The sequence below is a fragment of the Cobetia sp. 29-18-1 genome (assembly GCF_029846405.1).
Lineage (GTDB): Bacteria > Pseudomonadota > Gammaproteobacteria > Pseudomonadales > Halomonadaceae > Cobetia > Cobetia amphilecti.
This window is the reverse complement of the sequence record NZ_JARWKS010000017.1, coordinates 87,553-100,416: the sequence shown is the minus strand read 5'-3', so window position 1 is coordinate 100,416 and position 12,864 is coordinate 87,553. Positions and strand designations below refer to the sequence as shown.

The 12,864-nt window shown below is 62.3% G+C and carries 11 protein-coding genes; 9 read left to right on the top strand and 2 right to left on the bottom strand.

Annotated elements, in window-relative coordinates:
• Positions 1-113: 113 nt before the first annotated feature.
• Positions 114-287 (bottom strand): DUF2970 domain-containing protein, encoded by a 174-nt coding sequence (locus QD208_RS13635; RefSeq protein ID WP_082388754.1) that lies wholly within the window; start codon positions 285-287, stop codon positions 114-116.
• Between the two features lie 255 nt (positions 288-542).
• Between QD208_RS13635 and QD208_RS13630 the strand changes: the two genes are divergently transcribed.
• A complete protein-coding gene (locus QD208_RS13630; protein WP_043337261.1) occupies positions 543-902 on the top strand; it encodes a hypothetical protein in 360 nt (119 codons plus the stop codon).
• Positions 903-1,253: 351 nt separating this feature from the next.
• Here QD208_RS13630 and QD208_RS13625 read toward each other — a convergent pair whose 3' ends face one another.
• On the bottom strand, positions 1,254-1,553 hold the full coding sequence (locus QD208_RS13625; RefSeq protein WP_043337259.1) for a hypothetical protein: 300 nt from the start codon (positions 1,551-1,553) through the stop codon (positions 1,254-1,256).
• Between the two features lie 461 nt (positions 1,554-2,014).
• On the opposite strand from QD208_RS13625, the gene QD208_RS13620 reads away from it, so the two are divergent.
• From QD208_RS13620 to QD208_RS13585, 8 genes are all read left to right on the top strand, one after another.
• Positions 2,015-4,477: a cache domain-containing protein gene (locus QD208_RS13620; protein ID WP_156961954.1), complete on the top strand. Its 2,463-nt coding sequence runs from the start codon at positions 2,015-2,017 to the stop codon at positions 4,475-4,477.
• Between the two features lie 350 nt (positions 4,478-4,827).
• The gene (locus tag QD208_RS13615) at positions 4,828-5,625 is read left to right on the top strand and encodes a FadR/GntR family transcriptional regulator (RefSeq protein WP_279837126.1); all 798 of its coding nucleotides are present in this window, start codon (positions 4,828-4,830) and stop codon (positions 5,623-5,625) included.
• Between the two features lie 97 nt (positions 5,626-5,722).
• The gene (gene dgoD / locus QD208_RS13610; protein ID WP_054556643.1) at positions 5,723-6,871 is read left to right on the top strand and encodes a galactonate dehydratase; all 1,149 of its coding nucleotides are present in this window, start codon (positions 5,723-5,725) and stop codon (positions 6,869-6,871) included.
• 96 nt (positions 6,872-6,967) lie between these two features.
• The gene (locus QD208_RS13605; protein WP_176677133.1) at positions 6,968-7,765 is read left to right on the top strand and encodes an SDR family oxidoreductase; all 798 of its coding nucleotides are present in this window, start codon (positions 6,968-6,970) and stop codon (positions 7,763-7,765) included.
• Positions 7,762-8,781, top strand: a complete 1,020-nt coding sequence (locus QD208_RS13600) for a 2-dehydro-3-deoxygalactonokinase (RefSeq protein WP_279837125.1) — start codon at positions 7,762-7,764, stop codon at positions 8,779-8,781. Before QD208_RS13605 ends, QD208_RS13600 begins: the two co-directional genes overlap by 4 nt.
• 85 nt (positions 8,782-8,866) lie before the next feature.
• Entirely contained in the window at positions 8,867-9,481 is a 615-nt protein-coding gene (locus QD208_RS13595; RefSeq protein WP_279837124.1) for a 2-dehydro-3-deoxy-6-phosphogalactonate aldolase, read from the top strand.
• A gap of 104 nt (positions 9,482-9,585) precedes the next feature.
• Positions 9,586-10,527, top strand: coding sequence for an SMP-30/gluconolactonase/LRE family protein (locus QD208_RS13590; protein WP_279837123.1), 942 nt, complete (start codon positions 9,586-9,588; stop codon positions 10,525-10,527).
• A 45-nt stretch (positions 10,528-10,572) separates the two neighbouring features.
• Positions 10,573-12,795, top strand: coding sequence for an alpha-galactosidase (locus tag QD208_RS13585; protein WP_279837122.1), 2,223 nt, complete (start codon positions 10,573-10,575; stop codon positions 12,793-12,795).
• Positions 12,796-12,864 lie beyond the last annotated feature (69 nt).

Here is a 12,864-nt window from a genome sequence, read left to right as displayed (position 1 = left end):
TGCATCGAGCGTTTTGAGTTCCCAAAGTGTCAACCTATTTCAGGACTAGACACTGATGTTTCGTATCTGAAGAATCTTGTCTAACGTTTTGTCTCTGCCGCCTGAGCGGCTCATCAGCCGGCGACAACCGTGGACAGCAGCGCCATCCCTCCTACCAGCAGTGCGGCCATCACCAATCCCACCACCAGAAAGTCCAGCGCATGGCCGTGCTCGAAATCACGCTTGCGATTGGCCTCCTTCTGGACACCAAAGAATGCTGCCAGTACGGATTTGACTTCATTGATCATGATCGCCTCCTCGTCGGTGACCTCACGCAATTCATCATCTGGGCACAGGGTTGTCTGAGGACAGCACAGGATGCTCGCGCGCATTCCAGCAGAGGGAGCTATGCTCAACTCAGCTCAGGCTGCGAAGCCTGTGCTACTAGACACCAGCCACTATCACTATTGGTCACAATAACGCCAAACACCAGCTACCCCGCAGGTATTTCCCCCAAGGTGTGCACTCATCAGCTATCAGATACCATGAGACAGGAGTCCAGAATGCCAGTCGCCAATCAACCGATGCAGCCTTTCGCTGCCATGTTCAGCACCCCACTGCCCTGGATGAATCGACCAGACGACCTCGTGCATCCCCTCGCCCCCTTGATACGTTGTCAGCAGGTATGGTGGACCCTGAGCCTCAAGGCATATGAGCAGGAAATCGAGTTTATTCGCATGTGGCAGACCAAGAGCATGGAAATGGGCCAGTGCCTGCTATCGACCGGGTTCGTTGACCCTCTCGAGTCGAAGGAGTGCCTGACGGAGATCGTCAGTGATGTGCAGGAACATACCGTCAAGCGCCTGCAACGCCTGCAAGGCCTGACAGATGAATTGAAGGAAGCCATCTGGGAGGAGATCTAAGTCCAAACCCGAGGCCGAGGGCCGGTGGGAGCGTTGTCGAATGGCGCTTGGCATCAAACAGGCAAGCGTTTTCGTCGCTAAGCCGGTAAGCCGGTAAGCCAATAAAAAGACGTCAGAAAATCTATTGGTCTAGATAATCCATTAGTTCCAAATGAGCCAAGCGAGAAACGCACAACGCCCAGCCTTCAGGAAGAAGTGCTGGGCGTTGTTCTTGCAGGCTTACACGCTTGCAGGCCTGATCAGACCATCGCGACACGCAGAGTTATATCTGCATAGCTCAGGTCATAGCTCAAGTGATAGTTCAGGGCTTGCTCAAGGCGGAGTGCAAGAGACGTCAGCCAAGACTAAGGCTTACGCTGAATCCTCTGACTCCGCGTCTCCCTTGAAGGCCTCAAGCTCACGCAGCCATGTCTGGGCGGCCTCGCGATCGAGATCGAATTCCGCGATCAGGCTCTCGAGCCGCGCCACGAACTCCGCTTCACGCTGCTGGGCGCGCGCGTCGTCGGCGCCGTGGTTCGACTCAGCGGCGGGCGCAGGCTGAGAAGTGCGATCCAGCGCATTCAGCTCTTCCGCCAACGCCTTTTCGAGCTCATCAAAGAGAGCACGCTGCTTGCGAGCACTGGCAATGATCTTTTCATCATGTCGGTTCATGCACGATTTTCCACTTTTGATCTTGTCGACAACAAGAAGACAACGCTATGAGTTCACTGCAGGACGATGAGCGACAATTTGACTTGCAGCTTATGCACGACACCTTCAACACTCGACCGGCGCGCCTCAAATCAAGATGTTAGCGAGCCTCTTCTGGACAGCCATAGACAAATGACAGATATCTTCTTGAAAGCCATACAGAAAACTAGCTTCATCATGCCCCTTTCAACGCCTGCTCGCAAGACATCGCGCGATACGCAAAGCGCGCAAGTGCCCTGAACTGGGGCTTCGCGGAGTGTTGAGCGCCTTCGCTTGGCATTTGGACGGCAACACCGTAGCGTTGGCTGAATTAGATCGAGGCTTGAAACGACATCTACAGGGCCTTGCGCTAGCCGCTATGCTCGAAACAGTGCCATCATCGCTCTTACCAGCACCACCGCATCACTCATGGATGACGTGACTTGATAATCAAGGATAGTGATCTCTCTCGACATGGGCCAGATACCGGCCCGCCCGATCTTCGCTCCCCGGACAGACAGCGTCCGTTCGGCAAACCCTTGCGCCTGTGGCTGGGGTTGGCCGCACTCTCCTTCATCTCGCTGGGCGGCCTGCTGGCATTTCAGGAATCGCAGAGTCGCGAGCAGAACATTCTGCAGGCCCAGGCCACACAGATGCTGGTCGCCAAGGAGCGGCGTCATCAGGCAAGTCTGATGGTAGAGCAGACACTGGGCATGATCGCCTCTCGACATCGCGATTACGAGCATCGCTTGCAACGCCTTCTCATCACCACCATGCGATCCCCGTCGCTGGGCATTAGCCATCTGAGTGGGCGCGATCGCTCCTTTGTCAGCACCGAACTGTTGCGCCAGTTCCCGGACCTGCGCATCAACCCGGACTGGATCGAGATCGCGCAGCTACCCACCACACTACCCCCTGACTGGTGGAATCAGGAGCTGAATCAGCGCCTCAACGCGGGCATGCGCAAGGCACAATTCCTTCGCGGTAGGGATGCAGGACTGGTGTTTGCCGTGCCTCTGGGGCAAGAGGAAGACAGCCCCGGCGCCGTGCGCCTTGATCGTCGACAGCAGCCGGCCCCTTGGGCGCTGGTGCATATTGACCCAAAGATGGTGGCCTTTCTGGTCGCCAATGAGCTGAGACAGTCTCTGCACGCGAGTATAGAGCGCGAGGAAAGCCGCTATGTCTGGATCAATGAGATATTGGATCCGGCCGGCGGTGAGGGTTATGCACGCCGCTTGATCCATCCTCTGCTGCCCGACACCGAAGGCAAATTGCTGTCGACCGAGTACCAGGACAGCAGTGGCCGCTTCCCGTATCGCACTGAGCTCGAGGGTGTCTTGAAAGGTAGTGGCATCTACTTCGATTACCGCTTCCCCAAGCGCCCCGGCGCCGAGCAGGTCGACAAGACCGCCTACGCCGCCCTGTATCCCCCCTTCCAATGGATCATCGCCAGTGGTGTCTATCTCGATGACATCAGTGAAGCCGCCTTCGAGGCGCACGAAGACTTGATGCAGAAGAAGCACGCGCTGGAGCGTTGGCACTTCCTGATCACGCTGGTGGTGACCTTGATGCTCTGCCTGGCCTTTGGCTATGCCTTCCTACGCCAGTATCGCGAGCGACAGCTCCAGATGCGTCAGCGCATGAATCAACTGGAGCATGAGCTTGAGCAGCGCGGCGAAGACAGGCTCGGGTCGGTAATGCGAATGATCCGCGAGGAACGCTGCCCCGAGCGCTCAGGAGAAGACTTGCTGGCCGCCAACCTTGTCAGCGCCATCGCGACCCGACTCGGGATGGACCGCCAGGAAATCGCCACGCTGGAACGCGTTGCCATGTTGCATGATATCGGCAAGCTGGCACTGCCCGACTCACTGCTGCGGCCACGCGATGAACTCCATTTCGATCAGTATCACTTGCTGCGACGCCATGTCGAGATCGGTGCACGCATGATGGAAGATGCCCTGATGGCGCCCGCCGAAGCTGACCTGTTACGTGCTAGCCAGCAGCACATGGTGAATGCCTCACGCAGGAGGGCGCCTTTGAACACCACCGCTGATACGTCTACTCAACCTTCTCAATTCTCACAACCCTCTTCGAGTTTCCCGTCTTCGGGAAGCACAAAAGACGAGCAAGCCTCGGCTGATGTTGCAGTAACGTCGCTTGCCGAGACGAGCCTCGCTGCCAGCACTCTGGCGCTGGTCGTGCAGATCATCGAGCTGGTGCGTCACACTAGTGTCAGTGAGGCCCAGGCGCTGTGCGATATCGAACATCGTCATGGTCATATACCGCCAGAATTGCTGCAGGTGGCGCGTGAAGTGCTGACGGAGCAACCGATACCGCCGGCGCCCACCCTGCATCGACTCTGCCCGCAGCAGGTAGAACGTGACCCGAATCGGTGGCGCGACAGCCAAAGTGGCTGCTTCACCCGCGCACTACTGGATGCCGCTCTCGAAGCGCTGGCCCGTGAGTGTCAGGATGCCATGGGGCAGCACATCACGCTGTGTCATCTTCGCCTGAGCCGGAAGGGAGGAGCGCGACGCGATCCTGGCGACAGGCAACTTGCGCCACTCGATGCCCAGCTTGGCCCGCACCTGAATGCCTGCTTCTATCCGTTACGTGTCTTCCACGTCAGCGAGGGCAACTTCATCGTGATGGGGCACCAATGTCGGGATATCTCGCCTGCGCAGAAAGTGACTCGCCGCCCTGAAGGCAATCAGCCACTGTTCGAGGCGCCAGCCAATGGCACTGCCTCACCGCCCACCGCCGATTCCCTGGCATCGCTGCTGTCATCGCTGGAGGACACCGCGACGCTCGAGGTCACGCTGCTCGATCTCTCGTGTGCCCAGACACTCAAGGAATGGCAATTGACCCTCAATGGCCACCTGGCTCGCTACCCGCCATCGGCTTGATCCGGTCATGGCGCCAGACTTCTCTTTATGCCCCACTTCCCTATGACCCGCTTTGCATGTGACCCGACTTCCCAGCGTGACAGGGGCCAGACACCGCGTCTGGCCCCGCTCGTTGTGGGCGCACTGCTTGTGATACCCGCCTTCTTGTCACCTCAAGCCTTGTTAGCTACGTCGAGCGATCTTGCGCGCGACCAAAGTTGAAGTGTTTGCGCCTTGTTGAAATGTCGGACATTTATTAATGTGTGTTCAGACATTTATCCTGATGCTCGGAACCTCATGCATCAGCGCCACGCTCGAAGACGGTGCGATGCAGTGACTCTCTTGACCATCCCCTCATGACAGGCATCTCAATGACCGACTCTCTGGCGTCAGCCTCGTTCGCCACTGACAGCGCCTCAGCTGACGACGCGATCCCACGCAGCATGGAGGCCATCGCCACCTGCATGGCGCGGGAAATTCTCGCGGGTAGCTTCGACCCCGGTGACAGTTTTCCGCGTGAGCTCGATATCTGCCAGCGCTTCGACGCCAGCCGCAACCGTGTTCGCAATGCCTTGGCACAGTTAGTGAGTGCCGGGCTGCTGGAGCGCACCGCCGGGCGTGGCACCATCGTGCGCGAGATGAGCGAATGGCAGCTGCTGGACCCACTGATGAGCCATTGGGTCAGTGGTCTCGACGGCATCAATCCGGACCTGATGCGTGAGATCTACGCCTTTCGCCTGTCCGTCGAGCCCTATGTCAGTGCGCTGGCCGCGATGAAGGCCAATGCCCAGGACCTTGCGCGCCTGGAGCGCGCCTTCGAAGGCATGGTCAATACCGCCAATGACAGCTCGCGCGAGGCGCATGCCGAGCACGATGTCGCTTTCCACGAAGCCATCTACCACGCCACGCACAATCTGGTGTGGACACAGCTTGGCAGTTTGCTGCGCCCTTCCATCAGCCAACTGATCCACAGTACCCAGCAGTCCGCGCAGCAGCATGATCACAGCCATCATCGCGCCAGCCTCGATCGTCACCGTGCGGTGATGGAGGCCATTCGCCTGCGCCAGCCCGAGATGGCACGCACCTGTGCCGAGCGGGTACTGGAGACCGCAGCCCGCGATCTCGGCTTCTCACCGGCCCACCCGCAGCTGGGGCACCGCCGCTTCTGATCCTGATCGGGCGTCAGCTGATGACGACCGATTCCACGACTCGCTTCGCCTGGCGCTGACCCTCATTCAACCTCCCATTCTCAACAAGGATGCATCCGTGAAAATCACCCGACTCAAGACCTGGCAAGTTCCGCCGCGCTGGCTGTTCCTCAAGATCGAGACCGATGAAGGCTGCTATGGCTGGGGCGAGCCGGTCATCGAGGGCCGCGCCGCGACGGTCGAGGCCGCCGTGCACGAGCTGTCCGATTATCTGGTCGGTCAGGACCCGCGCAATATCGAGCACCTGTGGAACGTGATGTACCGCGCGGGCTTCTACCGTGGCGGCCCGATCCTGATGTCTGCCATCGCCGGCATCGATCAGGCGCTGTGGGACCTGAAGGGCCGTGATCTGGGAGTGCCCGTGCACCAGCTGCTCGGCGGCCCGGTGCGCGACAAGATGCGCATGTACGCCTGGACCGGCGGCGACCGCCCGTCAGATGTCGGCGCAGGCGCCAAGGCACTGGTCGATCAGGGCTTCACCGCCTTCAAGATGAATGGCACGCCGGAGATGCAGATCGTCGATTCGCACAAGAAGATCGATGACGCCGTGGCACGTGTCGCCGAGGCTCGTGATGCGGTCGGTCCGGATGTCGGCATCGGCATCGACTTCCATGGTCGCGTGCATCGCCCGATGGCCAAGGCGTTGCTGCGTGAGCTGGAGCAGTTCCACCCGATGTTCATCGAGGAGCCGGTCGCGCCTGAGCACCTGCCGTCCCTCAAGCACATCGCCGAAGGCATCGCGACGCCCATCGCCACCGGCGAGCGCCTGCACACCCGCTTCCAGTTCCGCGATCTGCTGGCGGACGGCATGGTCGACATCATCCAGCCGGATCTCTCCCACTGTGGCGGCATCAGCGAAGGCTTGAAGATCGCCACCCTGGCCTCGGCCTACGATGTGGCGCTGGCCCCGCACTGCCCGCTCGGCCCGCTGACGCTGGCGGCCTCGCTGCAACTGGACGCGGTGTGTCACAACGCCTTCATCCAGGAACAGAGCATGGGAATCCACTACAACAAGGACAACGACGTACTGGATTACCTGGTCGACAAGGATGCGCTGGCGATCAAGGACGGCTTCTGCGCCATTCCGCAGGGCCCTGGGCTGGGCGTCGAGATCGACGAAGCCTTCGTCGAGGAGCGTGCCAAGGTCGGCCATCGCTGGCGCAACCCGCTGTGGACCCACGAAGACGGCTCCGTCGCCGAGTGGTAATGCTGAGCAAACCGCAACGAACACATTGACAACACAGATGCCATGCCAGGACAGGCCTTCCGCCTAAGGCCTGTCACGCTGCAGGAAGGATTCGACATGACTCGTACCGCATCATCCACGCCTGAACGCCCCGCCTTCGCCGACTTTCGCTACCCGGACCTCGAAGGTGCCAGCGTCTTCATCACCGGCGGTGGCTCCGGCATCGGCGCCGCACTGACCGAAGGCTTCCTCGCCCAGGGCGCCAAGGTCGCCTTCGTCGGCCTGTCCGATGCCAGCGAATTCTGTGACGCCATGGAAGCTCGCTACGCCAATCGTCCGTTGTTCATCCCCTGCAACATCCAGGATATCGAGGCGCTGCAGGCGGCCGTCGCTCAGGCGCGTGAGGCCCATGGCCTGATCAACGTGCTGGTCAACAACGCCGCGCGTGACACCCGTCATACGCTGGATGAGTGGACGGTGGAACAGTGGGATGAATCCATCGCCACCAACCTGCGCCCGCAATTCTTCACCGCCCAGGCTGTCGCCCCCGACATGCGCGCGCTGGGTGGCGGCGCCATCATCAATCTGTCCTCCAATAGCTACATGCTGGGACTGGGCGGCTACCCGACCTACGTTACCGCCAAGGCCGGCATCATGGGCATGACCAAGGCGCTGGCGCGCGAGCTGGGCCCGGACGCCATTCGCGTCAACTGCCTGATTCCAGGCTGGGTGATGACGGAGCGTCAGCGCGAGCTGTGGGTCAACGACAAGGACTTGAACGAGTGCATTGATCAGCAATGTCTGAAAGAGGCCATTCCGGTCGAGGACATGATCAATCCGTGCCTGTTCCTGGCCTCCAGCGCCTCGCGCATGATGACCGGCCAGCCGATGGTGGTAGACGGAGGCCGAGTGTGAGCGCCGTCAGCGTCACGCCGGCCTGGATCGCCGTCGACTGGGGCTCCAGCAATCTGCGCGCCTGGGCCGTCACTGGCGACGATGAGGTCATCGCCCAGTCCAGCAGTGCCCGCGGCATGCTGGGACTGGCGGCGGATGAGTTCGAGGATGTGCTGCGCGTGCTGATCAATGACTGGCTGCCCGACGATGCGACGGCTCCCATGCCGGTGCTGATCTGTGGCATGGCTGGTGCGCGTCAGGGCTGGCAGGAGGCGGCTTACCTGCCGTTGCCCACGGAGAAGACGCCTTCCCGTGATGTGCTGGGGGCACTCTCCGAGCAGCTCACCCATGTCTCAACCCGCGACAGCCGCCTTGCCGTCGCCATCGTGCCGGGCCTCTGTCAGCAGCAGCCTGCCTTTGACGTCATGCGTGGCGAGGAGACCCAGCTGGCGGGCCTGGTCGCGGCCCAGCCAGACTACAGCGGTGCGGTGTGTCTGCCCGGCACCCACGCCAAGTGGGCACATCTCGCCAGTGGCGCCATCACCGGCTTCAGCACCTTCATGAGCGGCGAACTCTTCAAGCTGCTGAGTCAGGATTCGGTGCTCAAGCACTCCGTCGCCGCGGGGGATCTCAGCGACGCCGCACAGCGCGATGCCTATCTGGAGGGCATCGATACGGCGCTTGCCGCCCCGGGGCGCACCACCGCCCAGCTATTCGGCATTCGTGCCCGCGATCTGCTCGATACGAGTCTGCCTCAGGGTGACGCTCGCAAGACGGTACTCGGCGCACGCCTGTCAGGCCTGGTGCTGGGGCTTGAGCTGGCGGGCGCCACTGCGGAGCTTTCAGATCACGCCACCATCACCCTGATCGGCGATGCCGTGCTGTGCCAGCGCTATCAGGTCGCGCTGGAACATCTGGGCTATCAGGTCACCACCGCAGCCAACGCCGACATGATTCTGGCGGGGCTCGGACGCATTCAGCGTGCACGATCACCCGCGCAGGTGTCGTCAGCGGCCTGCACATCTGTGAGTCATTGATTCAGTCATGCAGTGGCGCTGTATACCAGCGCCACTGTGATCCACGCCATTGCGCCATCAAACAGCCCCTTTTCTGGAGATCGCCATGAGCCTGCCTCTGGTCGCCATACTGCGCGGTGTGACACCGCAAGACATCATCGCCATCGCCGACGAGATCATCGCCGCCGGCATCACCCGCATCGAAGTCCCGCTCAACTCCCCTCAACCTCTGGAGAGCATCGCCGCGCTGGTCGAGCACTGCGAGCGCGCGCACGGCGGCAAGATCCTGATCGGCGCCGGCACCGTGCTGACCCCACAGCAGGTACGCGATGTACACGCCGCCGGCGGTCGTCTGATCGTCTCACCCAATGCCGATGTCGACGTCATCCGCGAAAGCCGCCGGCTGGAGATGATCTCGCTGCCCGGCATCGTCACCCCGACGGAAGCCTTCGCCGCCCTCGCCGCCGGTGCCTCAGGTCTCAAGCTGTTCCCGGCGACTCAGGTCGGCATCGTCAACATGAAGGCCATGCTGGCCGTGCTGCCCAAGGACACCGAGCTTTATGCCGTCGGCGGCATCGGCAGTGACAACTTCGCCGAATGGCGCGCGGCGGGTGTCCACGGCGCCGGCCTCGGCACGGCCATCTACACGCCTGGCATGAGCGCCGCCGAAGTGGGCGAACGCGCCCGCACGCTGGTCGCAGCATGGCAGGCAGCAGACTGACAGCCACACACGGATGGCGACAAGCCACGTCGCTGCAAGAGCGATGAGAGCGCGCCAATAGCCCATGGGTATAAGCGACCACGGATATCGCAAAGGAGCAGCAGATGACGTCATCACCATGCCTCGGCACTGCCAGGCGCCTCGTCGCCAGTGGCTGCGAGCTAGGCGAAGGGCCGGGCTGGACGCCCGCGACCAAGGCCCTGCCTGCGCGAGTGCGCTGGCTGAACATTCTCGCCGGCGAGCTGCATCATGCCGTCGTGGACGGCAGTGATCACGTTGTAACTCAGCTTGCGCGCCGCACTTCCTACGCAGCCGTTACCCAAGACGGCGATTATCTGCTGGTCGCAGAGGGGATGCTCTCGCGCTTCAATCCTGAGACCGGCACCGTAGAGAATTTCATGCCCTTCGAGGCGGACACGACGCCGGCCACGCGCAGCAATGACGCGCGGGTCGATCGTCACGGCAGTCTGTGGCTCTCGAGCATGGGCTGCAACGCCGAGACCGGCGCCGGCAGCCTCTATCGGCTGCATCGCGGTGAGCTGACCTGCGTGCTCGAGGGGCTGACCATTCCCAATGCGCTGTGCTTCTCGCCGGATGGCCGCCTCGCCTATTTCACCGACACCGTCACCGGTCAGGTGATGCGCTGGCAGCTGGACGCCGATGGCTGGCCACTCAAGTCAGCAGGTGAAGGGTCGGCAGGTGAATACAACGCTCCTGAAGTCTGGGCCGACCTGCGGGATGCCGGCGGTGGCCCGGATGGCGCCGTGATCGATGCCGATGGCCACATGTGGATCGCGCTCTGGGGGGCCGGCCGCGTCGCCAGGCTGGACCACGACGGCAAGGAAATCGCCCATGTGGCGCTGCCGGTCAGCCAGCCTTCGTGCCCGCTGTTCGGTGGTGAGGGGCTGAGCACGCTGTATATCACCACGGCGCATGAAGGCATGGACGCGCCGGATCATGTGGCGGGTGATGGCGACCTCTTCGCGCTGGACCTGTCAGCACATGGCTTCAAGGGACTGGCAGAGCCACCGCTGGCACTGGGCTGACAACTGCCATTCCGTCTCTGATCTCTCTTTATTTCTGGACCTCTCATGATGACCGCAGACGCCCCATCTTCCCGACCTTCGGCTGCGCCTGACGCGGCCTGGTCAAGCGAACAGCAGTGGTTGAGCCTGAGTGCCGATGGCATCCAGCTGCAGCTGGATCTCGCCGATGGCCTGCTCAAGCTGGCCCATTTCGGGCGCATCGCGCCCATCAATCCGGATCAGCACCGTCTGATGAGCGCTGCCGCCACTCCCCAGGCAAGTCTCGATCAGCTGCCGCCCAACACCCTATTCAATGATGCCGGACTCGGTTTTGCCGGCTATCCCGCGCTGATCGGTGACCGCGAAGGCCGCGACTGGCTGACGGCGATGCGTCTGAGCGATGTGACCTGCTCGACGGATGCCACCGGCGCCCACGCTCGCCTGACGCTTCGCGACAGCCAGAGTGAGCTGGAAGTGCTGCTTGCGCTGACCGTCACCCGCGAGGGCGTATTGCGTCAGCAGACGACCCTGACCAATCAGTCATCAGCGCCCTACCGGCTCGAATGGCTGGCGGCTACCTGCCTGCCGCTGCCGGTCCGCTTCGAGGAATGCCTGAGTTTCGGTGGCCGCTGGGTACAGGAATTCACCGAGACGCGTCATCGCCTCAGCGAAGGCACCTTCACGCTCGAGAACCGTCGCGGCCGCAGCTCGCATCAACGCGTGCCGACGCTGATCACCGGTACGCAAGGCTTCAGCGAGCAGCAGGGCGAAGTCATCACCGCGCATCTGGCGTGGAGCGGCAACCATCGCGCCCTGATCGAGCGTCAATTCGATGGCAGTACCCAATTGCAGATGGGCGCCCTGCTGCTGCCCGGCGAGCAGATGCTGGCCGCCGGCGACAGCGTGACCACCCCGGAAGTGGTAATGGCCTGGTCGGATACGGGCATCAATGGTGCCAGCCAGCGCATGCATCGCACCCTGCGCGCGCGCCTTGACTGGCCGGTGGCTGACAAGCCGCGCCCAGTACACGTCAACACCTGGGAAGCACTCTATTTCGATCACGACGCGACGCGTCTCGAGGAGTTGGTCGTTGCCGCCGGTGAGGTGGGTGCCGAGCGTTTCGTGCTCGATGATGGCTGGTTCGTCGGCCGGGATGGCGAGCGCGCCGCCTTGGGCGACTGGTATCTGGATGCCGGCAAGTACCCGCAGGGACTGGGGCCGTTGATCGAGTCCGTACAGGCGCACGGCATGGAATTCGGCCTGTGGGTCGAGCCCGAGATGGTCAATCCCGACAGCGATCTCTTCCGCACCCATCCGGACTGGATTCTCGGGCTGGAGGGGCGTGAGCAGCCGCTGGGGCGTTATCAATGCGTGCTGGACCTGACCCGCCGCGAGGTCTGTGACTACCTGTTTGCGCGCCTCGATGCGCTGCTCAGCGAATACCCGATCAAGTATCTGAAATGGGACATGAATCGCGACCTGACCCATGCGGGCGGCCAGTCGGAAGAAGGACGCGGCAAACCTGCCGCCCATGCTCAGGTCAGCGCGCTCTACTCTCTGCTGGCCCGCCTGCGTCAGACGCATCCCAGCGTCGAGATCGAGAGCTGCGCCTCGGGTGGCGCGCGCACCGATCACGGCATTCTGCGGCACACCCATCGCGTCTGGACGTCTGACTGCAACGACCCCCACGAGCGCACGCACATCCAGCGCGGGGCCAGTCGCGTACTGCCGCCGGAGCTTCTGGGCGCCCATATCGGGCCGCAACACGCTCACACCACCTCGCGACGCACGACGCTCGCCTTCCGTGCCTCCACGGCGCTGTTCGGTCACCTGGGGCTGGAGCTGGATGTCAGCCAGCTCGATCAGGCGGAGCGCAGTGAGCTGGGCGGCTGGATAGCGCGTTACAAGGCGCTGCGTGGCCTGCTGCACACCGGTGTCAGCTGGCGTCTGGATTGCCTGGATGACAATCAGCATGCCCACGGCGTGGTCAGTCAGGATGGCCAGCAGGCCCTTTTCAGCATCAACCAGCTGTCCATGCCACGCCACGCCGTGCCCGCCGCCCAGCCGCTGACCGGCCTGCAAGCCGACACGGCCTACCGGCTTGAGCTGCTGGAACTGCCGGAGCGCCCGGAGCGACGCATGAAGCAGCTGCCCGCCTGGATCAGCCGACAACAGGCTGGTGAGCCGGTCGTCGTCTCCGGTGAGTACCTGATGCGTGAAGGCCTTGCCCTGCCGGTGCTGGACCCCGACCAGGCGATCCTGATTCATCTTCAGGCGGTGCCAGCATGACCCGTGCTGCGCAGGCCGTGATTGCCTACGCTGCGCTCGCTTCCCATTCTCAGCTTCAAGGATGAAACC

Bases quoted from the DNA above. Each gene is read 5' to 3' on its own strand.
- QD208_RS13590 (WP_279837123.1), top strand. From the start codon at position 9,586: ATGACGTCATCACCATGCCTCGGCACTGCCAGGCGCCTCGTCGCCAGT.
- QD208_RS13605 (WP_176677133.1), top strand. From the start codon at position 6,968: ATGACTCGTACCGCATCATCCACGCCTGAACGCCCCGCCTTCGCCGAC.
- QD208_RS13595 (WP_279837124.1), top strand. From the start codon at position 8,867: ATGAGCCTGCCTCTGGTCGCCATACTGCGCGGTGTGACACCGCAAGAC.
- QD208_RS13635 (WP_082388754.1), bottom strand. From the start codon at position 287: ATGATCAATGAAGTCAAATCCGTACTGGCAGCATTCTTTGGTGTCCAG.
- QD208_RS13625 (WP_043337259.1), bottom strand. From the start codon at position 1,553: ATGAACCGACATGATGAAAAGATCATTGCCAGTGCTCGCAAGCAGCGT.
- QD208_RS13630 (WP_043337261.1), top strand. From the start codon at position 543: ATGCCAGTCGCCAATCAACCGATGCAGCCTTTCGCTGCCATGTTCAGC.
- QD208_RS13615 (WP_279837126.1), top strand. From the start codon at position 4,828: ATGACCGACTCTCTGGCGTCAGCCTCGTTCGCCACTGACAGCGCCTCA.
- QD208_RS13585 (WP_279837122.1), top strand. From the start codon at position 10,573: ATGATGACCGCAGACGCCCCATCTTCCCGACCTTCGGCTGCGCCTGAC.